Source organism: Roseburia sp. 1XD42-34 (genome assembly GCF_009917385.1).
Lineage (GTDB): Bacteria > Bacillota > Bacilli > Bacillales > Amphibacillaceae > Virgibacillus.
On record NZ_QWLJ01000024.1, the window covers coordinates 21,589 to 44,347 of the forward strand.

The following is a 22,759-nucleotide window of genomic DNA, read 5'->3' on the forward strand; positions in this document are numbered from 1 at the left end:
CCGTAGGGCTTTCATTTATCCCCCCACGGCGCTTTGTGTAGCCAAGGCCACTAACGAATAAAGCCATTTAGGTATTGTGATAGCTCGCTTAGACTTGCTCCAGTCAGATTATTCAACAACTGAAGCCGGCGTCTTACAGCACCTTATATCAGGATAAAACTACTCCCTTTATAGAGCTAAAATACTGCAATCAACTTCCTTGCTATAAAAGAGGGAGTATTTATTACTTGTTTAATTTAAAGACAATAAAATCAGCACAACGGAAATCTTCTTCAAAGGAAGGATGTTTTTTTAACATCGCTTGAGATGGCTTCGGTTCCATTATTTTTTCCAAACTAAAACCAATCCCAAGTAAAGTGTTGATATAAGTTGTCAGAGTCCGATGGAATAGCAGAATTTTCTCCTCATCACCAAATCTTTGCTCATATACCCCTTCATAAAAATATTGATCGACCTTCCAGTGTAATTTGTTACCATCGTCATCCTTCGCCCACCCACTTTCTGGCGTGATAAAGCATGGATGTAATATGGAGAAAATAAAAGTACCTCCATTGACTAATAACCGATACATTTCCTGAAAAGCTTTTTCAACATTTTCCAGGTCTTGCATAACCATGTTAGATACAATGATATCAAATCTAGCGTCTTCTAAGAAATGTAAATCCTCGCAATTACCATGGTAATACTTGATCGCTAATTCATCTGGTGTTCTATGTTTCGCTAATTCTATCATTTTTGGGGAATAGTCTACAGCTGTTACGATTGCATTTGATTTTGCTAACAACCTACTGAAATATCCTTCACCACACCCAGCATCTAATACTTTTTTATGCTCAACTGTTCCCATTAAGGAAAATAATGTTGGGTTTAAAAATACTTCTTTATGCACATCTCCTTGATCGGAATGGTTTGCTGCATACAATTCGGCGAAGGTATTCCATCTAATTATCGCTTCTTCCGTCCTCAAATTCTTTTTCAAAACACTTTCCTCCTCATTAATATCATCTAATTATACTGGTAGCCCTTTCCCTGCAAACTACTTAATTATGTAGTCAAGCATTGCTTGAAGTTGAAATCAACAGCTTCAAAAAAGAGGATATGCTTAATTCTCATTAGGCGAAGAATTATAAAGCTCATCTCTTTCTGCATAATACCTAAGCATTCTTTGCTCAATCATTTACTTTATGTATTATATCTATCCGCTAATTAAAACGTGATCCATACCCCCGCTTTATCATCTGACATTTTAAACCTCGGATACCTCACACATTCTGGATCAGACGCCTCTAGCTCAATTAACTCATCTGCATATGCTTGTAGTCCTTTAGAAAGAACCTCGTTAATCACAGACTTCCAGTAACACTCGTGTTCAGGAACCAATTCTTTTGGAAGAAAGAGTCCATCTGTCATTATCACGATATGCTTTAATCCGTTTTTATTTATTTTTCCAAACTCAGTAAATTTAATAGCGTCATCTTCTCCATTTAACACGCCGTACCCAGCAGGGGTATTGCTTTTTTGTCTATTAGTAATAAGAATGTCTTTGACATCCTTCATCAATTCTGCTTGTTTGGTTACTCCTTTACCAATAAGCTCTTTCCATCTATTTATAGCAGCTTTTTCTAAAGGTGCTGTTTGCGCTCGAGTTAACGTCCTTACTGCATTGTCTTCATATACAGCAAAAATCATACAATCGCCTGTTTGGATAAAGTCTATTCCATTTGGAGAAATCTTAACCAAAGCTAATGCAGTTCCCCATAATTGTTCTTTTTTCAAAGTGTCTATATTATATTCGTTCATTTTATCCTGCAGTTGCGTGTTTATCTTTGCAAAATCATCCAGAAAACTGCTGGCACAATGAAGTGTTTGGTAATAATTTCTGACTAGGTTAGAGGCAATATAACCGCCTGTTTCATTTTCTTGATTAGCGAAAGGTACGATAGAAGATACTCCATCAGCAACCCCGTAGATCGAAATATCATCATTAATGATAACGGAATCTTCATTCAGTTTACCCACACCCTTACAAGTCACTGTTTCTATTTTCATTTATCATGTCTCCCTTTTAAAACGCACTTACAACTACTTGCTATGTGATTTTTTGTCAACTCTTGTATACATCAGAACAACTTCTTAAACCTTCTCCTCCGTTAAGTACATCAATGAATTGCAACACTTTTTAATCGTTTAAGCTGAAACGGAAATGTTGCTTCACATAACGACATACGGCATGCTTGTTCACGTTAATTTAAGGCAATGTTTTATTCTTTTTTTATAAACTTTATTGGTTTCTAATACGGAACACCCATTATGTGCAAATGTTTTAAGCATTGGTATGTTATTCTGACTTAGTGTACAGCCAATATAATTCAAGTGCTATTATCTCCACTTAGACTTGTCCAGCACACATCTTCCAATTCCTGAAGCGGGAGTCTTACAGCACTTTATATTTGGAATAAATATAGTGTATAAGCTAAAAAATTATACTAGTTTTTTAGCTAACTACGATACAATGAGCCTTATTTACTTCTATTATCCCACAAACGTATATAACTAATAGCCTGATCTGAAATGTTTAATTCATAAACATCAGGATTGCTTAAACCTTTCCATTGCTCAAACCCAAAACTTTGGTCATAATAATGGAGTAATAAAGAGATAATCCCTCCATGCGCCACAATAACTGTATGTGTAGCATTACTTTCTATAATATCCCCCACTACCGATACAATACGGTTCATAGCTTCGTTACTCGATTCCCCACCTTCATACTTTAAATCAAGATCATAATAGGTCACTTTTAGTTTATCCAGCCAATCTGGGAAAAAGGTGGAACTAAGTACTCGTTCCATTAAACGATCTTCCCGTTCGATCTCTAAATTCTTATTGTCTGCAAATGGCTTTATCGATTGAATCGCCCTTAAAAATGGACTTGAAATAATCCGATCAATCTTTCGTTTTGATAAAAAATCAGCTAATTCTTTCGCCTGCATCCATCCTCTTTCCGTAAGTGACGCATCAGCAGCTTGCCCTTCCGCTTCACAATGCCTAATAATATAGATAGTTTTATTCATCCTATCCCCTCTATTCATTTTAATTTGGTCTACCTCATAATATTATTTCCTTACAGTATTCACCTCGGATTACAACAATTAAATATTTTGAAAACTAAATGAGTCATCGCACTTTTATTCTAGTTAAAATACTAGGTCAATACGTTTTCCATATTCGCTTTATTTCAAGAAGTTTATTATCTTCAAAAGATAATTTGTATACATCGGGCATTTCAAGACGCTTCCAAAATTCAGATCCGTAACGATTATCAAAATAGTTCATCATTAATACCATTATATTCCCATGTGTCCCGATGACAAGATTTTTCCCTTTATACTTATCTAATACTTGGAAAAGAGAATCAGTCGCCCTTTTCTGAGCAGTCTTATTCGACTCCCCCCCTTGCCATGCAAAGTTTTCATCTTGCCATACTTTTGTAATTGCAGCTGTAAAATCTTTAACTGGTTTTCCTGCCAAAACTCGTTCTTTAAATGTATCCACTATCTTAATCTCTTTATTTATATATGTAGCAATTCCTTCTACTGTTTGAATGGCTCGCTTATACGGACTAGCAAAAACGTAATCTATTTTTTCTTTTTTAAGCAATTCCGTAACAACTTTTGAATCCTTGAACCCTCTTTCTGACAACGGTCTACCCATTTCATCTGGTGTATAAACAGAATGCGCATGTCTAACTAAGTATAAGTTCATAAGCAATTTTATCTCTCCCATTATTTTCTGACCTTTCCTCACTAGTTTTTCTAAATTCCTCTTTGGACTTAGATCATTTATTTCATCATACTTCATATTGGCCCTCTAAACTATGTGTTAACTCATTTTGATGTTTCTATTAGTTTTATATTTAAAAATATTGAAAGCGCTTTACAAATCAACTTTTTTAATTTAAACTATACTTAAATTGGTTATAACCAATTTTGGATTTCATTTTTATTATGGAGTAGGTAAAAAATACCTTTATTTAGAAAGGAGAGTAATATGAAAAACAGAAAATGACCAACACCAAATTGGTTATGACAACATAACCAATAATTGGAATCACCTACTTTATTTAAAATCCATCATACATGGGTTGAAAGAGAGGTAAGTCATGATAAGCACAGCTTTAAATGTAAATACAATAAGACTAAATGTAAGTGCTAAAAATTGGGAAGATGCTGCCAGAAAAGCGGGAGATTTATTACTAAAAAATAAATCAATTAACGAAGAGTACATCGAGAGTATGGTTCAATCAGTTCATGAATTTGGTCCTTATATTGTAATCGCACCAGGTATTGCTTTATTTCATGCTCGCCCTGCGTCTAATGTTCATGAAATTTGCTTAAGCATGTTGACACTGGAAACCCCTATTGAATTCGGAGCTGGTGATAAGGATCCCGTTGATTTAATATTTGCGCTAGGTGCCATTGATCATGACTCCCATTTACAATTAATGGCCGGTTTAATGAAAGTATTACAGGATACTAACCTGCTTGAGGCTATTAGAAAAGCAAAAAGTGTAGAACGGGTAATCGAATTAATTAATGGAAAATTGGAGGAATAGAAATGCGATACAAAGATTTCTTTACAAACATTACTAATATCCTACATCAAGTTGTCGAAGAAGAAGATGAAAATATAATCCAAGCCGCAAATATTATTAAAGAATCTATTAAGAATGACGGTGTGCTTCATGTGTTTGGTTGTGGACACTCACAAATGTATGCAATGGAACTGTTCTATAGAGCAGGAGGACTCGTACCTGTAAATGCAATCCTATCTCCTCCGTTATCTTTAGCACCTTCCGCCCCATTAAGTACATTTTCAGAAAGACAGGAGGGGCTTGCAAAAGTAATCTTGGATGGAGAAAATGTTCAGCAGCAAGATGTCATGTTAATTGTTTCTACATCAGGGAGAAATGTTGTACCAATTGAAATGGCTATTGAGGCTAAGAAGAAAGGTTTACAGGTTATTGCGCTCACATCTCTATCTTTTTCTAACGAAGTAGAATCCAGATATAAAAATGGAGAAAAATTATATCAATTAGCCGATATCGTACTTGATAATCATGGAGAACCGGGAGATGCAATTATGGAAACCCCAGGTTTAAAATCTAAATTCGGCTCCACTTCCTCCATTATCGGATTTACTATTTTGCAATCTATAGTGGTACAGGTTATTGAGAACCTAGTAAAAGACGGAGGAGAACCACCCATATATGTTAGCTCAAACCTAGACAAAGGGGATCAGATCAATAAACGTTTTATAGAGAAATATCGCAATAGAATAACTTGCTTATAATCAGGAGGGATAATATGGAAATTATTACGGTATGCGGAATGGGCTTTGGAACAAGTTTGATGCTAAAAATGACGGTAGACGATATTTTAGAAAAAGAAGGCATCAAAGCAGAAGTAAGTGCATTGGATGCGGGGTCAGCCAAGGGAAGAAATGCAGATTTAATCATGGCCTCAGCAGATTTAGAATCTGCTTTAGAAGGAGTAGAAGTAAGTAAAATATTTATTCATAATCTCACGGATGCTGCTGAGGTGGAACAAAAACTGCTTGATTATTTAAAAAAGATCCATGAATAAATGGTTTGCCAAGCACTTGGGAAACCTCAAGTGCTGCCTATCACCCATTATCTAAAGGGAGGGTTCAATTATGTTGAGAGCGATTGCAGAAATTCTTACTGTCCCCGCAATTACACTAGGGTTAGTTGCGTTATTAGGTCTTTTATTACAAAAAAAAGAGGTAACAGATGTAGTTAAAGGAACCATTAAGACAATTCTAGGGATATTAATCCTAGGTGCCGGTTCCTCCCTAATAGTTACCAACTTATCACCCTTTGCTACGATGTTTGAGGAGGCATTTCAATTAACAGGTGTAGTCCCTGTAGATGAGGCAGTTATTGCAGCCTTGGTTGACTCTGTTGCTGCTATTGGAAGAATGACATCTTTTATCCTGCTATTCGGATTTTTAACAAATATTGTATTAGCTCGTTTAACACCATTTAAATACATCTTCTTAACCGGTCATATGATGTGGATACTAGCAGGAGCTCTTGCATGGGCTTTTCACGACTTAGGTGTATCCGAAACATATGGAATCATTTTCGGTTCTATCATTCATGGCATAGTGCTAGTGTTATTACCAGCAATATCTCAACCCATTGTACAAAAAATAACCGGCAATGATAAAGTGGCGTATGGACATTTAACTACTACTGGTGTAGTGGCTTCTGCTTGGGTAGGTAAAGTTTTGGGAAACAAAGAACAAGACAGCGAAAAAATTAAGATGCCTGAAAAATTAAGTTTCTTCAAAGACACAGCCGTATCGGTATCATTAATCATGTTTATTATATATATCATTACAGCACTTTTTGCTGGACCTGAGGTAGTAAACCCACTATCCGATGGACAAAACTATTTAGTTTTCAGCACACTTAATGCCTTGGGATTCGCAGCAGGAGTTCTTGTATTGCTTCAGGGAGTAAGGATGTTTCTTGGCGAAATTGTTCCAGCGTTTCGCGGTATAGCCTTAAAAATTGTTCCTGGTGCAAAACCTGCACTAGATGTACCTATATTTTTCCCATATGCACCAAATGCGCTTATGCTTGGTTTTCTCTTCTCTATTATCGGTATGATTCTAGGAATGCTTGTTTCTACTTTGTTTGGCACCATCGTACCTTTACCATCCATTATTGGCGGGTTCTTTACAGGAGGAATTGCCGGAATATTCGGGAATGCTATGGGAGGAAGACGAGGAGCAATGATTTCAGGATTGACTTATGGAATTATATTAACCGTTCCAGTAGCTCTATTCTATCCTTTGTTCGGTTTAGAAGTATATGGTGTAGAAGGACTTGCTTTCTTGGTACCAGATGGAATAATCGTATTGGCTTTAATTAAACTTTTCTTCACTTTAGATATTCCAATTGTCGGCTTTATTGCCTTGCTAGCAGTTTTTATTTTACTAAGTATATTTTATAAAAAGAAAACAACTTTAGAATCATGAATACGCTTTACCATGTTACGGTTAAAAAAGGAGGGAAGTTAAATGAAAAAGAGAGCGGCATGGGTATTTCTGCTAAGTATTGCATTAGTGCTTAGTCAAACAAATGTTGTTGCTGCTAAAAAGACGAAAACGGATAATAACAAAGGCTGGAAGTTGCAATATCATGAAAAGTTCAACCAAAAACTACCTGTCGATGAAGCACCGTGGGTAATGGATAACTATGGCGAAACAAGCCCGTGGAATGTAGATCACCTTGATGATGACGGAGAGTTCTTTAAAGTTAAAGGTGGAACTAAGTTTGAAAAACAACTGAATAGTTTTGATCTGTTAAGAAAACGAGTAAATTTCGGCAAAGACGGTTGGCTAACTGCCGAAGTTGCTGCAAGAGACTACGATAAGGACGGAACTCCTGATACAAATGCGTCTTTAAAGAATGTGAAATTAGATAGAGGGAAACATTCAGCTGAGTTATCAACCAGCTTTGATTCAGGTCTAATTATTCGATCTACTGATGCTTTGCCTTCAGAGTACCGAATAGAATATAAACTAAGAAATATTGATTTTGGGGGGCAAAGAAACGGCACCTTTGATTATGGTGATAAACACAACGGGTATACACTAGAGAAACGAAAGTCTAATTTCCCATGGAAACGCAGTGGTGATTTCGCCGGCGATACATCTCACAATAATCCTAATTTTGGTGACGTGACCAAGGAAAATGGATATTACTTTCTATCCATTATGGATTATGAAAACCCCGCTCCTCATAATAATGTGTTCATCCACAACCACCGAAAAGTAGGTATGGATGCATATAATGTTAGCGGTCCTTGGGCAAAGGCATATGGTGTATGTGACCCTTTTACAGGTGAATTATACAGTCAAACAAGTGAAAAAAGTTCAAACAATGCTATTAATGGTATCTTTTTTGCTGGAGATACGTTTAGAGATGAGTCCATTGGATATAATTCATTTATGTTTGAAACCGAATGTGGTTCATTTTCTGATCAAGATACACCCTATTCTATCATTTCAAATGCTGAAATACAGCCAGAATTAATGCCTGAGGAAACGTACACTTTTGCCATAGAAAGAAGTAAAACTGGCTATGTAATGGAAATGACGGGTAATTTCAAATATATCGGACAAAAAACTTTACGTTATGAAAGAGACTTTATTGAAAATGGAAGACCAATTTGGCACTATAATAACACACCAGAACAATATAACGGAGAATTTAACTCTACTCTCACCTTTACTGGGCCATATGGTAGCTATTCAGTAGAACAATGGCCTGAGGATTCAGCATACCCGGATTATTTTATAATTGGTATACCCCATATCAATTATTATGAAGGCTCAGCAATAATTGATGATATTAAGCTATATACCCCCCAAAAATAATAGAGGAATTTAAAGCTTTTAACCGTGCAAAAGTCAACTATGCTTGGCTTTTGCACATATTTTTTAATTACTAACATTGCTTTTTAACTGTTTCCTGAGCATTGATTGGTTATTTCTAATTTCTAAGTTATACTTCTTATATAAAATGAAAATATACCTATAAATGATAAAGGAAGATTTAAAAACTATGGATAAGACAAGTAAGATTCCATTATATTTACAATTAATGGAAAAATTAATTAGTATGATTGAAAAAAAGTTTATCTTAGAAGGTGAAAAACTCCCTCCTGAGAGAGAATTGTGTAAAATTTATGGTGTTAGTCGAATTACAGTTCGACAAGCCTTGCATGAGCTTGAAAGAGAAGGGTACATATATAGGATACAAGGGGCAGGAGCGTTTATTTCTTCCAGACCTTATGATCAAAAGTTGGTGAAGCTATATAATTTCACAGAGGAAATGAAGAAAAAAGGGAGAAATCCATCTACACGGATTATTAAATTTGATAGTTTGATAGCAGATGAGCGGTTGGCAAAGAAAATAAATATCCCCTCTTTTGAAGAAGTTTACAAAGTTATTCGGTTACAGTTTGCTGATGATGAACCTTTGATATATGAGACAACCTTCTTACCCAAGCGTTTATTTCCTGATTTAACAAAAACTACCTTATATAATCGATCCATGTATAAAATTTTTTATGAAGACTATGGGTTAGGTGTAACAAGAGCTATTGAAAGCTTTTCTGCAACTACTTTAAGAGATGAAGAAGCAAACTATTTGCAGCTACCTCCTGGTCGTCCTGCTATGCTAATTAAACGTCTTGCATATCATAATGACCAACTGATTGGTTATACCATTAGTGTGTCACGAGGGGACAAATTTGAATATATCGTAGAGCTAACCTAGAAAATTCGATTAGAAACCAGTTCCTTATCTCTCCTAGGTATAGGCTATTATAAAAGTTTGGTTCTACTGTTGAAAACGGTAGACACCTCTCCTTTATTTTGGAATTAAAGTTATATGCTTAAATCATTTATTTTCTAAACAAATAAATAATACGATTCAGCGATGTCATGCTAGATAATTCTGTTGCTGTCTATTCGGCAAACGAACCAATCAATTCTACATTATCGGGCAACTCTCTTTCCCCTTTATTTGGAGGGTTTTTTCTAGCTATGCAAAAAGCAAAGGATGGACGCTTATCATTTTAAATTAGATAGCTGAAGATGTCGTATATTCCCATGTATTTAAAATGCTGATAACTATCATAGTTGAAGCAAATAACTCGCTCCGGAAATATACTTCGCGCATCTTAGAGAGACTTGTAACCTCCCGCTTTCTAATGTATTTGGGTCTCACCGACCCTTTCCTCCCGCTCTGACGTTTCCGTATATTTTCGAAGCTAAATTATTCGCCTTTAGAGTTAATCGTTGTTTTATGGCAAAATCTCTTTATATCTCACAATATTCATAACCAAGCCTGATGAAGAAGGGGGATGCTTCGTTTTTAGCCGTTTCATTTTTGTTACATCTAATAATAGTGAGAAAAAAACACCACTAATTGAAGCTTTACTTTACCGGTATCCATATCTCACTGTAATAGTTTTCAGAATAGGGGTCATCCTCACTTTGATATACTTCCATTTCTGGACCACCAGCATGCTCATATCCGGTAGAAGGAAACCATTCAGAAAAGATTCTTTCCCATGTTTTTTGTATTGCATCTGGCATCGCACCGTGTACAGGAAAAACTGCCCAAGTAGCAGCAGGTATTTGTCTTACCTCCCAATCAGAAGGAATTTGATCCAAGTTCTTTTCTGCGCAAATCAAATAAGTTAAGTTTTCCTGTTTTTTATCAAAGTCCATGCATATTCCAATAATTCCTAGAGAACCACAATTCTTTGCAAGCTCTTTCGTAAATCCATTCGCATTCGATTCCTTCCAATAAGCTGGTATTTTTCTATTCAACTCTCCTCCTATGGTTGTTGTACGAATACTTTTACCTACAACATCAAAAGCACCTTTTTCCACCATTTTATAATCCATTTCTACATCACCCTTTAGTTGAATTTGAAAAGAGAGTTTGGGATAAGCTTTCAAAGAATACATATTTTTTCTGGCGTTTGATGGGCTCACACCATGAATTCGACGAAACGCTTTTGTAAAAGATTCTGGTGTTTCATACCCATATTTCAGCGCAACATCAATTACCTTTGCCTTCGAATTAACAAGCTCCTGTGCAGCAACTGTAATTCGGCGGTTGCGAATATACTCATTCAATGTGTATCCAGTTAACATGTGAAACATCCGTTGAAAATGAAATTTAGACATACAAGCGACCGTTGCAATCTCTTCAACATGAAGAGTATTCGATAAATTATTTTCGATAAATTCTATGCTGTCCAACATCCTTTGTAGTTCCTGCACCTAACATCCTCCCTTCTCCACACTCATTCTAGCGAAATGGATTCATTCATTCCTGTTCATCTGTGCTTTGTGAGGACAGATTGTTGCCATTTCTTATCAATCCAGTAATCAGTCTAAATAATTCCCCCTTTTTGACGCATTTATGTATAAAGTAAAACTTCATTCAGTAGGGGTTTTCTTCCATCTCCTACTGAATATTAGTACCGCCAGGGTAATGAACGAATCGGACATTTAGGTGCCGTTTTCTCTCACTTAGACCTTTTCTTTACTCAGGTCTTGAAGTGGGAATCTCACGGCAGCTTACATGCGGGGTAAATTAAACCCTTAACCAACCACGAAACCCTCTGGAACTATAGTAAGAAGAGGCGCCATTATGATATACAAAAACATGACCAAAACGAAAATCACAGAAAAGCGCTCCACCAAGATTTCTAATGTCAGGAGGTGTTAAAATCCAACTCGACGTTTTCATATCAAAATCTCCAAGTCTTTGCAATGCTCGATATTGGTCTTCCGTTAAAAGTTGAACTCCCATGGCAGCGGCCATATCTATGGCGTTATTTTCTGGTTTATGTTTTTTTCTTGACTCTAACGCTTCACGATCGTAGCAAACACTTCTGCGACCTTTAGGACTTTCCGCTGAACAATCATAGAAAGTGTATTCATCCTTCTTTTTATCATAATCAACCACATCCGGTTCACCGCCGGTTCGTTCCATTTCATGAAGGGACCATATTTTTTCAGTATTAGCTTCCAGCTTTGCTTGGACTTTAGCCCATTCCATATCTTTATGACGGTGCATATTGTTCTCAAAACGGACTTGCAATACTTTAAGTAATTTTTTCCTTTTTTCTAGTGACAATTCCTTTTTATTATGGATTTCATTTTTCTTTGTCATCCTGTTAATTCTCACCCCTATAATTAATGAAGTCTTACTCTATAGTACCTCATTGCTTTTGGAACACCTTTTATTTCAAAAATTCCTTTTATAATTAATTGTCTCACTCTGTACTCAAAAAACGCATCACCAATATATTGATCTAAATCCCCTATTATTTCACCGACAAGTCGCGCTGAATATATAAAATCATTATTTCTTCGCTCGTTATGTATTTGCTTAACCTTATTTATAATGTAGTCATCATAAATATTTTCCTCTACACTTTTTATTACTTGATCCTCCCATATTCTGAGGCATTCCTTGGTAGTAGATAAAACTTGCCATTCCTTTGCAAATTCTTCAAGTTGCTTTTGACTTGCTGGAGCTTCTTTTCTACTTTCTTCATATATCATCATTAGTTTTTCAGGTACAATTTCTCCAGTATGTAACGGGAAACATTCATTACTTGGAACATTAAATTGATTTTTAAATTGCTTCGTTGCGTTTATTATAAAAATATCATTTGTTTTTTCTTTTAATAGAAAAAGAACATATCGTAAAGCGGTTTGTTCATGGGCATTTTCTCCTGTCCACACGATTATGGGTGTACTTTCTGAAACATCGTCAATCATGGAGACGATATGATTAAAATTATATTCGTATTCATCTATATATTCATCATCAAAGTTAATATGATTTTTCAGCCATTCGTATCTGTAGCTAAGCCCTTCCTGTTCATGTAATCGCCACATTGGACCAATCGAAAATAAATCTGAAAATGCGATTATCTTTTCTTCGTCCTGCAATCCTGATACTTTTAACGCCTGTTTTAAACTACCATACGTGGAATCACTAAATAGAATATGTACCGCATGATAGGTATTATCGCTTTTTATATCCGTTTGATTCCTTTTATAATTTAAAAAGGAATGATAGGTTCTTTTTAAATCCTTCACCAACTGCTCATCCGTAAATTGGGCTGTTTCCTCATGCATTTCCATTTGCATAAACATAGAAAGTAAAAGTGTATTCATTTCTTCTTTAGATGAGTTTCTAAGGATTCTTTTCATTTCAGCAACCATTTTTACTGTTCCTCCCCACTAAATTACCGTAATATTACATTATATTTCCTTTCATTATTCTCAAAAAGTTACGGAAAAATCAAGCAAAAGTTCGATCATATAAGATATTCTAACATTACATTACCTTTATTAACCATGCCAAAACTTCTTGGTCTAGAATTTCGAAATCTAATATCCGTATTGCTTCCGAAACATTTCTTACATTGCTAACACAAATAATTACATCGCTGTTTTGATTATTAAAAAACTAAAAGATAAATCTAAACCGATCTTCCACGAATGAATCAGTCTAAACAGCCTTAATTTATAGAGTAACTCTGGTTCCATTTTACTTTTTTTCTAAGGAATAAGTTTTCAATATATTTACAATTTATCAGCTTATTCATGACCAATTGAGAGTATATGCTGTATGTTCTTTATTTTTCTATATTATTAGACATTCTATTCACTTCCCCACCTTCTCATTTGATAATTTTGTGGAATTTTTTCCCTTCACTTGCTTTAACGTTGCAACTATAAGAAAGCTAACAACTACTAATAAGACCCATGAACTTACCTTACCTAAATGTACTAGACTCCATGCATCGGTTTGATTTGGATATTCCCAAGCGCCAAATAATGTGACAATATTTTCGGCTACCCATATAAAAAATCCAATGAGCATGAAAGAAAACACGAGTGGCATACGATAAATGGTTCCACCAACCTCATATTTAACCCATGATCGCCAAAAGACAACTATGACAAGTGCCGTTAACCACCAACGAACATCAATCCAATAATGATGAGTAAAAAAATTTACATAAATCGCAGTTGCTAGAGGTACAACCACCATAAAAGGCGGCCATTTAATTAATTTTATATGCAGTCTTCTCCATGCCTGACAAAGATAACTCGCCACACTTGCATACATGAATCCACTATACAAAGGAACGCCAAAAATTTTAAGATATCCTTCCTCCGGATAAGACCAGGACCCCATATGTACTTTAAAAATCTCCAGGGCAAGCCCGATTAGGTGAAAGACGGTGATAACCTTTAACTCATCGCGTGTCTCAAGCCCCAAACGCACCATGCCCCACTGCATCAAGAGACAGATAATAAGCAACCAGTCGTACCGAGGCAAGAAGGGAAGGGCTATTATTTGAGTAACAGCCAAAGAGGCAAAGATAACGACCGGAAACAAACATGATAGAGCCTGTTCCCAACCAAAACGAACAAGTTGTTTTATTGCTCTCATGATTTTTGTTAGCAAATTTTTTTCTTGATACTCATTTTGAACGTCTAAATTCATGTTTATCCCCCCTTTATGAATGTAGTCAGGAAAATAGCTCCTCCTTCTCTCTTTCCCACCCTACCTCATTATTCTTCGGTTTCTTCATCACATTTGTATTCTAAAATATCTCCAGGCTGACATTCTAAAGCTTTACAAATCGCCTCTAAAGTCGAGAATCGAACTGCCTTTGCCTTGCCGTTTTTTAATATAGAAAGATTAGCCATCGTAATTCCAACTTTTTCCGAAAGTTCCGTTACACTCATTTTTCTTTTTGCCAGCATCACATCAATATTGACTATAATTGCCATTGGATTCACCTCAGACCGTTAAATCATTTTCTGATTTTATATTAATTGCTTCCTGAAAAAGCCTTTGGAGAACAGCAGCAAAGACAGCGATAACTATTGAAGCAAACGGAACAACCATTCCAACTATAACAACACCTGGGGCATCGTCTATCTCCGCAAATAGATAGAAAAGCGGCAAGACGAGAACATGCAAACTGCTGATTGTAATCGCACAATATTTGATTTTCTTTAACGACCGTACAGATAATTCAGAGAACGCTTTATTCTCGTCAATAAATCGCAAAAGGTTGAAAGCCTGATATAAAGCAACATAAAAAGGAATAGCCGACGCATAAAAGATGATGAAAATAAGATATTTTATAAAAGCAAAATCAGGCAACAACTCGACTCCAATATTTCCTAACTTAGGAACTAAAAATATACATAAGGCAAGAACTGGGATCCCTATACAAATAACAGCTATTTTTAAGAATACTGTCGTTACTTTTTTCATACAACACCTCTCCTCATTATTCACAATATTGATTGTAGCATATTTTTATCGATTTGCAATAAATAATTATCAAATATAAATAATTTATTGCCGCTATTCATTTCCAACTTAACCCTATACATGATTGTATCGTTATGGCAATATACCTAACTCTCTCTTGTTTTTCGCCTTTTTTTCTACTATCAAAAAACAAAAACGGGCACCCCGCGCCTTAGTTCATTCTTTATGAGAAAATACTGGGCTCATGCGCCGGACGTGGCTTATTTTATTCATTTCGTTATCCCAAAGCGACAAAATTTATACTTTCTTATCTTTGAACAAAAACAACAAAGGACAGCTTGTTGCCCGAACCCTTTTCAAAATTACAATTCTTTAATGCAGAGATAAAAAACCTCCCATTTAAAGCAAGTTTGATCTGTCCACTTTAAAGGAGGCACGTTCATTTTATTAGAAGATATAAAAAGCTGACCTTTATGATTTTGGCATAGATAAAGCAACTTTTTAAATGAAACTATATTTTCCCGTTCACATTTTTAATTATTATTTTACTTCGAGGTATACTTGGCATGCTTACCATGCTATAACTTAAATCTTGAGCCGGAATCTCATAATCCATGTGGTTCACAAGGAAGTCAACGCTAACTTTCATAACTTCAATTGTTATCCATTCACCTGCACAACGATGTCCTAAAAAATAGTCACCGCCACCTTGGGGGATGAATCCAAAAGGACTCCCTTTCCAGTCAGAAAAACGCACAGGTTCAAACACATCAGGATTATCCCAGGCTTTAGGATCATGGTTGGTACCATAAAGATCCAAAAGGGTTAACGTACCTTCTTCAAATCGATAGCCGTTCCAAGTAAAATCAGTCTTCACCTTTGCAATGACAAATGGAAAAAACGGATAAAAGCGCCGTACTTCCTGGATAAACATTTCCGCATATTTTTCATCACTAGTCTGGAGCTTCATTTTTTCTTTTGGGTAATTATTTACTGCTACAATAATGAAATTAATATATATAGCGATCGCCACCACCGGACGTAGTATATTGATGACTTCCACTGCAGCAATTTCAGTATCAAGAAATTCTCCATTCAGTTCACGATGCCAGGAAAATTGATGCAATGCTGTATTTTCGGAAGGATTTAATGTCCCTTGGCGAACCTTCACAATTAGACCTTGCGCCCATCTTTCAACATTATTCCTTGCATTCCTCCCAAGCCAATGATTAGGACCAACTGTCCCAGCTGACTCAATCATTGCTCCTAAATTACTTGTCAACGATTTCATTTCACTTTCTTGAACTGGAACACCCGCCCACTCGCAAGCTGTTCGACACAATATTTCCTTGGTTTCCTCATAAAATATTACCTTGTCCATTCCCTGCCACTTATTGATTGCTATTTCCCAATGTTTTTTCAAAATGTCAGTAAGGCTTTTAATTTCTTCCGTGGACATGATAGACATAAACATTTTTTTGCGATGTTTGTGAGCCCATCCATCTAGTGCCTGTACACCATTCTTACCAAACAATGTTTGTATTGACCGATTTGGTGCTGCATCTTTCCTTTTGAATCTCTCCGAATCATAAAAAATTTCTGCAGCTTCTTTTCCACTTATACAGATTACTTTCTTTCCGAGTAATCGAGTTACAAAAATATTAGAATTGAAACTGCGACACCTATTCAAAATGTACATGTAGCCTTCTCTCATTAAACTTAAACTTTGGTCTATTCCCTTTTCTTGAGGCATTTTTCCTGTATTTGACATAAGATCAACTCCGTTTTATTATGAGTTCTTATTATGGATCAATCGGTCTTTTTTTACAACATCTGAGAGCTATAAATATAGAATGGTTTAAGTTATGCTTTTTCTTTTGAAAAAAGCGTAACAATTGTGGTTCTTACTAAAAAGCTAGCATCCTACTAGAAATGCAATTAACCAAAACCACTTTGTTGGAAGATACATTTGTAATAAATATCACTAGCATTATATAACAAAAACCGAATATTCCGTTAACTACTCCCTGTAATCTTGAGCCAAAAAAGTCAAAGCTTGAAGAAAGATGGCACTGCCCATTTGGTGAAAATATACAATTATGCAAAAACCAACGGCTACAGGTGATTTACGGTCTGTATATTTCTTCAAACTTCCTTTCAGACATAGGGTAGTTTCCAGATCGCTCATTTTAACAACGAGTAATTTGAAGTAGAGATACTTTGCTTCTCCTCTCCAGTTATCTCGGATATTGCCGACCATACTAAAAAAGAGGTTCCTACTTATTTCAATGAACTTGAAAGTTCAATTGACAGTAAAGATCCTCAAAAATTAGTTGACAATATGGTTAAGGGCGATGAACTGGTTGCTTATGCCGAGGAAAACGAATCATCGGAGATAGCTGTTTCAGCTGTCCAGAGATCAGTTCCCCTCACCATCTTTTCTTTAAAATAATCATATGGATTAACTGCTTTCCACCTTCATAAATCGGTTGATCATAATGACAAATAAAAAAATCATCAATTTGGTGTGAAATCGTAAAGCCACAAGCCTGATAAAAAGGGATGGGGAATGGGCTGTCCCCTGTTCCAACGAGCATGGTATGCCTTTTATTTTTGTAATGCACACAAACAAATTGAACCAATCCTTTTCCATATCCTTTACGCTGTTCGAATGTAGATGATCATATTGACAAAAGCAAGAAAGAAGCTTCTCGTCATCCATAAACGATGCTTTATCACATTATTACCTCTATAATATGGATATAGCCAAGGATTGTCGTGCCTAGCCATAGTGTATTTAAAACGAGGAATGCGAAAGTGCTTAACCATCCCCCCGTCGCAAAAAAACAGCGTAAACACCGGGAATAAAGTTTAACAAAATAGAAAGAACATAAACTCGGCCATTCCAACGATGAAAATGGATCGATTTTATTCGTAACTTCTTGATCACACCCAAAGGCCCAGTGATAAGGGAGATAATCGTAAAAATAATTTGTAACCTAATCATAAGTACCCATAATAATTCGTTTGTTAGCACTCCATCTCGGGCGTACTGAACTAAGACGGTTCCTCTCTTATTTTGTTAGCCTTTATTTTATTGTCTGTCCATCTATTAGTTTCACCGGCTTGAACTTCTTCGGATGCCCTTGGCCGGCCGGGATTACTTTTTTTGTGCCTTCTTCTTGTAAAAGTCCTTGGCGATCGTTCCCATGCTCACACAACTCATACGCGATGATTGCTAGCCATCTCTGGTTTGAGATCCCCTCCGGCTTATAGGATGACGGAAATTTTCCAAATGTAATAAGCGTAAATAGTTTTCAATGAACAACCATTTTTACCATCTCCTAAAGTTGAAGTTGGTGGGTAACCACGCTTTTTGCGTCTTACTTCTTCTTTAGGAGACTTTTTTATGTTAATCTGTAATTTTTTTCCATATATAGCAGTCGTAAACAGCCTATTAGATTCCAATCTCCCGCATTTTTGCCATGACTTTTTTCGTCCTGTCCTCCATATCGGTTCCGCTGGATTTCGCCAGTCGCATTTCGTTCACGATTTTACCGTCGCGCATAAACATAATACGATCTGTCCTAGCCGCAACCTTTGCGTCATGAGTTACAAGAATAATCGCTGTGCCTTCGGAGTTTATTTCAGAAATGATATCCATCATTTCCTGTGCAGTTTTTGAGTTAAGCGCGCCAGTCGGTTCATCACCGAAAATCATTTCAGGATTGCTAATCAGTGCGCGGCATATCCCCGCACGCTGAAGCTGTCCTCCCGAAACCTGTGTAATATCACGGTTTTCCAGCCCGGCAATACCAACCTTTTTCATAAGGGCTCTTGCTTTTTTAGTAATCTTCTCAGCGCTTTTTCTATTATCCCGCATTGCAGGAAGAATGATGTTATCGAGAATGTTCAAGTTTTTAAGCAAAGTCGGCTGCTGAAAAACAAAACCCATTTTAGTTCTGCGTATATCGGCAAGCTCCTTTTCACTAAGTGATGATAAATCCTTGCCATCAAAAGTAACCTTTCCACCGTTAATGTCGTCCATTCCACTCAGTGCATACAACAATGTCGATTTCCCTGAGCCCGAAGGTCCCATAACCGAAACAAATTCTCCCTCGTTTATTTCAATGGACACGCCATCGAGAACATTTTGTTTTTCATGCCCTACCTGGAAATATTTTACTATATTTTCACCGATCATAATCTTCTTCATAATGACCCCTTTATATTTTCCGATATTTTTATTTGTCCCGAGCTCGCTGTGCCGATCAAGGTTGCGATAAGTACTGTGCATATCATCAGCAATGGACTCCATACATATGCAGAAAGCGGATTGGTAACAAACTGAAACGACAATGCGCCAAACGATGAAATAACCGCGCTTGCAAGTACTTCACCAAGAGTATTTGCCAGGAACACACCCAGAACAACTCCTATCATTAGAACGAACACTGAGCGCGAAACATACTGCGCCGAAATATCCCTGTTTGTAAAACCGAGCGCTTTTAATATGGCAATGGAATATCTATCTTTTGTAACGAGCATTCTCATAAACAACACTGTAACTAGTGCCGTAATCATGATTGCAACGGCAAGTGCAACATGCATGGCCTTTTTGACGGAACTTATTGTCGATCCAAATGTTTGTGTAACAAATTCATCAATGTCAGAAACTTTTGCGAAAATAAATTTATTATCATATTCTGAAACCTTATCATCAACAAGAGAGGAGTCCGACAGTTTAGCACACACAACGCTCCATATAATATCCGCCGAATGATCGGTAAATACAGCCTTTGCGGTTTTGCCGCCGTTGGTGATGTCGGAATAAATTCCGCTTACCGTAAGCTCTTTTTCTTTGCCGCCAATCACTAACGTAATGACATCGCCCACCTTTTTGCCCATCTCGTCGGCGTTTAATGCTGACAGCGCAATTTCGTTTTCTCCGGCGGGAGCTCTGCCTTTGGAATATTCGATAGGAAAGATGGAATGGTCGCCGATTTCAATTTTAATATTTTCCTCCGTTCCATCTTCCATTTTTGCTTTGAAAAGCTTTGTGGTCATGACGGTATAGCGTTCAATAACGCTGTCGCTGTCCACCGTTTTTACAATTTCATCGGCTTTTTCAGAAATATTGTCGGTCTTTTGTAGATCAATGCGCAAATCGTAGTTTCCAACTCCCATATATTCAATGAAGCTATTGGATGAAATCGTATTGTACAAGTTCTGCGGAACAATGATAATAAAAGTCGAAATCGCTAGCACTGCAAGCATTGTGGCGTAAAGTCTTTTCCTTGCGAGCGCATCTTTGATACCAAGAAAAACATTTGTATGAAACATCCTGTTCGCGCTTAGATAAAAACGTTTTGCACCTGCTGTTTTTTCCTGTGAGGTACCAAAGCGTATCGCTTCGGCTGCAGATATTTTCCGAAAACGTCTCAGTACTCCGCTTACATAGGCAATAATCGCAAGAAATACGAGCAATATCCCGATGATGGCGAAAAGCAAGGCATATGAGGAGTTTTCACTTTCTCCCATATAAAGCCGTATATTTTCAAGAAGCATACCTTTGAATACAAACGAAAGGGCATAGCCGAGAATACTGCCTGCCGCCGCAATCGCTGTATACTTCGCTAAATACATCTTCTTAATGTCGGAAACACGCAACCCGATTGCCTTCATAACGCCAATTTCCCGGTAATCCTCTTCGATTTTCGCAAGGAGTGTAAATCGTACGCACATCAATGCGATGGCAATAACAAGTGCGCTCACAAGAAGGACAATCGCAATCATCATCCCGTCTGAAAGTGCGTTCATCATTTTGAAAAGCTTATATGTCACCGTTGGTCCGTTCGCTTCTAGTCCCGCGGACGTATAAGCAGTTTCAAATGCGCTTAGAGATGACAAATCCTTTAATCGAAACTCAATCAGATACTCCATACTTCCAAGGCTTTTGATTTCCTCGTAATCGTTTTTGCTTACAAGAAATCGCTTGGAGGAGGAGAGTGAGGAATTCATCTGCGAATCACGGAGAAATCCCGCTACGATGAAATTTTTTCCAGAAACCTCCACTTTGTCACCAACTTTTGCCGTGCCATCCTTCATATAAACTACTGGAACATAAATCTCCCCATCGGAAACCTTGATCACATTTCCGTCTAGATCAAGGAGATAATCAAATTTTTCATTCTGTGTGCTGAAGCCGTTGTCCTGAACACTCTCCGCCAGCGAGGTTCCGTCAATGACAATTTCCGCACCGTCCATATTGAGAAATTCAACTACCTGAAATCCCTCAACGTTGCTGTTTTGCTCCGCGAAATCCGCAAGTCTGACAGTATCAATAGCACCTGAATGCATCTGCATGAAATGCGGTGTTTTCGCCTGCTTCATGAGTGTATCTATCGCACCCGAAAGATTGACGACAAGGATCGCCGAAAGAGAAACAAGCATCGCCGCGGCAACGACAAATATCATCGTTGTCAGCGTAATGAGCTTGCTCTTTGAAATGTCATTACGGATTATTCTGAAATACATAGGTCACCCCTGTTTATATTTTTTTCGATTCTTGAGTATACAAATGTTGATTGCAAGCGATGTTCAAAAAGCTCTGCCATGATGGGATAACTCAACTATTTTTCTGAAGGGAAACCTATACAATCTTGCTAGTAAACCAATCTGCCATAGCCAGACTTATCCGAAAAGATACAAAGCAAATTAGATCATGCTCTTACAAAAAGACTGCCGCCTACCATATTATAAGCATGCGGTTATAGCGACTCCTGACACGGATGGCCTGCCAGCCCCCCATAAAAGCCTGAACGGGGGAAACCCACTTTCTAAAACTGAAATAGCAAACCTGATCAAAGAAGAACAAATCTTTGAATACTCATTCTCCATTTCAATTGTCAAACATTTTCATCATGTGTATAAGACTTCCGCTTTCAACTTCAAGCATCCTTTCTACGTTGAAAATGAGCGCCTTTATACGTGAAACTCGCTCTTCATCCGTCATATTCACCATATCATCATCAAAAACGGTATTCGTATATGCAACAACCATCTCCATACATTCATACGGATACGGTGTACTGAACAGGCCTTGCTCAATGCCCTCCCGAATAATTTCCGTCAGTATTGGTGTAACACCATTGATGATCACTTTTTGTATTTTCTGATGCATAAGCGCATTCTGAGGCCTGTGAATGTGCTCCATTATTTCTTGGCTGCTAGCTCCACTTATATTCAGTGACATGACAACACGGATAATACGTTCAATGACAGGTGTGCTCTTATCGGCGGCTACTTGCTGCGCCGACCCTAAAAGACGGTTACTATACCGCTCAATCAGTGCATCCATAATATCCTCCTTCGATTTGAAGTGATGATATAATGTTCCACGCGCAATACCGACCTTTTCAAGAATATCGTTTGTACTTGTGCCATCATAGCCCTTCTGGCCAAAAAGCTCATCTGCCGCATCCAGAATTTCATTTTTGCGTTCCACTGCCTCTTTTCTCATTTCATCCTCCTTATAGACCGACTGCCTGTCTATAAGATTATAACATTGTAATGAAGGATGTCAAGAGTAAAAAATGATGGGACATGGAAAAAATGCAACCAAGGAGATCAAGTGAACTTTGCGCAAAAGGGTATTGGCATAACAGTGGATTCCACGCTACCCTAATTGACATCAAATCCGTGGCAGTGTGACCGAAAAAAAATGCACCAAATTTGGTTAGTTTACATAAAGTTTTATCTTAATAAAGCAATATGGTGAAAGTTTGACTCAATAAAAAAATAACCCCTTATCCATATGACATT

Annotated in this window: 22 protein-coding genes; 6 read left to right on the top strand and 16 right to left on the bottom strand. The window is 37.1% G+C overall.

What is annotated here, in order from left to right:
- Window positions 1–223 precede the first annotated feature (223 nt).
- The 4 genes from D1839_RS12825 to D1839_RS12840 form a co-directional block, all read right to left on the bottom strand.
- The gene (locus tag D1839_RS12825; RefSeq protein ID WP_120380360.1) at window positions 224–979 is read right to left on the bottom strand and encodes a class I SAM-dependent methyltransferase; all 756 of its coding nucleotides are present in this window, start codon (window positions 977–979) and stop codon (window positions 224–226) included.
- Window positions 980–1,206: 227 nt separating this feature from the next.
- Window positions 1,207–2,049 (bottom strand): protein phosphatase 2C domain-containing protein, encoded by an 843-nt coding sequence (locus D1839_RS12830; RefSeq protein ID WP_120380361.1) that lies wholly within the window; start codon window positions 2,047–2,049, stop codon window positions 1,207–1,209.
- A gap of 470 nt (window positions 2,050–2,519) precedes the next feature.
- Entirely contained in the window at window positions 2,520–3,074 is a 555-nt protein-coding gene (locus D1839_RS12835) for a histidine phosphatase family protein (protein ID WP_120380362.1), read from the bottom strand.
- 136 nt (window positions 3,075–3,210) lie between these two features.
- The gene (locus tag D1839_RS12840) at window positions 3,211–3,765 is read right to left on the bottom strand and encodes a histidine phosphatase family protein (RefSeq protein WP_286168733.1); all 555 of its coding nucleotides are present in this window, start codon (window positions 3,763–3,765) and stop codon (window positions 3,211–3,213) included.
- A gap of 397 nt (window positions 3,766–4,162) precedes the next feature.
- Here D1839_RS12840 and D1839_RS12845 point away from each other — a divergent pair, with 397 nt between their 5' ends.
- From D1839_RS12845 to D1839_RS12870, 6 genes are all read left to right on the top strand, one after another.
- Window positions 4,163–4,615 (top strand): PTS sugar transporter subunit IIA, encoded by a 453-nt coding sequence (locus tag D1839_RS12845; RefSeq protein WP_120380363.1) that lies wholly within the window; start codon window positions 4,163–4,165, stop codon window positions 4,613–4,615.
- Between the two features lie 2 nt (window positions 4,616–4,617).
- Window positions 4,618–5,352: a sugar isomerase domain-containing protein gene (locus tag D1839_RS12850; RefSeq protein WP_120380364.1), complete on the top strand. Its 735-nt coding sequence runs from the start codon at window positions 4,618–4,620 to the stop codon at window positions 5,350–5,352.
- Between the two features lie 14 nt (window positions 5,353–5,366).
- On the top strand, window positions 5,367–5,645 hold the full coding sequence (locus D1839_RS12855) for a PTS sugar transporter subunit IIB (protein WP_120380365.1): 279 nt from the start codon (window positions 5,367–5,369) through the stop codon (window positions 5,643–5,645).
- Window positions 5,646–5,715: 70 nt separating this feature from the next.
- On the top strand, window positions 5,716–7,068 hold the full coding sequence (locus tag D1839_RS12860) for a PTS ascorbate transporter subunit IIC (protein ID WP_120380366.1): 1,353 nt from the start codon (window positions 5,716–5,718) through the stop codon (window positions 7,066–7,068).
- A gap of 42 nt (window positions 7,069–7,110) precedes the next feature.
- On the top strand, window positions 7,111–8,472 hold the full coding sequence (locus tag D1839_RS12865) for a hypothetical protein (RefSeq protein ID WP_120380367.1): 1,362 nt from the start codon (window positions 7,111–7,113) through the stop codon (window positions 8,470–8,472).
- 187 nt (window positions 8,473–8,659) lie between these two features.
- A complete protein-coding gene (locus D1839_RS12870) occupies window positions 8,660–9,376 on the top strand; it encodes a GntR family transcriptional regulator (protein WP_120380368.1) in 717 nt (238 codons plus the stop codon).
- A gap of 662 nt (window positions 9,377–10,038) precedes the next feature.
- Here D1839_RS12870 and D1839_RS12875 read toward each other — a convergent pair.
- From D1839_RS12875 to D1839_RS12925, 12 genes are all read right to left on the bottom strand, one after another.
- Window positions 10,039–10,896, bottom strand: coding sequence for an AraC family transcriptional regulator (locus tag D1839_RS12875; RefSeq protein WP_286164805.1), 858 nt, complete (start codon window positions 10,894–10,896; stop codon window positions 10,039–10,041).
- A gap of 316 nt (window positions 10,897–11,212) precedes the next feature.
- Window positions 11,213–11,794, bottom strand: a complete 582-nt coding sequence (locus D1839_RS12880; protein WP_120380369.1) for a DUF4256 domain-containing protein — start codon at window positions 11,792–11,794, stop codon at window positions 11,213–11,215.
- Window positions 11,795–11,817: 23 nt separating this feature from the next.
- Window positions 11,818–12,858: a DUF1835 domain-containing protein gene (locus D1839_RS12885; RefSeq protein WP_120380370.1), complete on the bottom strand. Its 1,041-nt coding sequence runs from the start codon at window positions 12,856–12,858 to the stop codon at window positions 11,818–11,820.
- Window positions 12,859–13,303: 445 nt separating this feature from the next.
- Entirely contained in the window at window positions 13,304–14,152 is an 849-nt protein-coding gene (locus D1839_RS12890; RefSeq protein WP_286164806.1) for a DUF817 domain-containing protein, read from the bottom strand.
- A gap of 68 nt (window positions 14,153–14,220) precedes the next feature.
- A complete protein-coding gene (locus D1839_RS12895; RefSeq protein WP_120380371.1) occupies window positions 14,221–14,442 on the bottom strand; it encodes a helix-turn-helix domain-containing protein in 222 nt (73 codons plus the stop codon).
- Window positions 14,443–14,452: 10 nt separating this feature from the next.
- Window positions 14,453–14,935: a DUF2975 domain-containing protein gene (locus D1839_RS12900; RefSeq protein WP_120380372.1), complete on the bottom strand. Its 483-nt coding sequence runs from the start codon at window positions 14,933–14,935 to the stop codon at window positions 14,453–14,455.
- A 511-nt stretch (window positions 14,936–15,446) separates the two neighbouring features.
- Window positions 15,447–16,706, bottom strand: coding sequence for a cytochrome P450 (locus D1839_RS12905; protein WP_120380373.1), 1,260 nt, complete (start codon window positions 16,704–16,706; stop codon window positions 15,447–15,449).
- 658 nt (window positions 16,707–17,364) lie between these two features.
- Entirely contained in the window at window positions 17,365–17,577 is a 213-nt protein-coding gene (locus D1839_RS12910) for a hypothetical protein (protein WP_120380375.1), read from the bottom strand.
- A gap of 179 nt (window positions 17,578–17,756) precedes the next feature.
- Window positions 17,757–17,942 carry a DUF2306 domain-containing protein gene (locus D1839_RS21335; protein ID WP_353616255.1) on the bottom strand — a complete coding sequence of 62 codons (186 nt, stop codon included), beginning with the start codon at window positions 17,940–17,942 and terminating at the stop codon, window positions 17,757–17,759.
- Window positions 17,943–18,392: 450 nt separating this feature from the next.
- Complete coding sequence (locus D1839_RS12915) at window positions 18,393–19,151, bottom strand: ABC transporter ATP-binding protein (protein ID WP_120380376.1); 759 nt, start codon at window positions 19,149–19,151, stop codon at window positions 18,393–18,395.
- Window positions 19,148–21,472, bottom strand: a complete 2,325-nt coding sequence (locus tag D1839_RS12920; protein ID WP_120380377.1) for an ABC transporter permease — start codon at window positions 21,470–21,472, stop codon at window positions 19,148–19,150. The genes D1839_RS12915 and D1839_RS12920 overlap by 4 nt, the downstream gene beginning before the upstream one ends.
- A 364-nt stretch (window positions 21,473–21,836) precedes the next feature.
- Window positions 21,837–22,457, bottom strand: coding sequence for a TetR/AcrR family transcriptional regulator (locus tag D1839_RS12925; protein ID WP_120380378.1), 621 nt, complete (start codon window positions 22,455–22,457; stop codon window positions 21,837–21,839).
- Window positions 22,458–22,759: the final 302 nt, after the last annotated feature.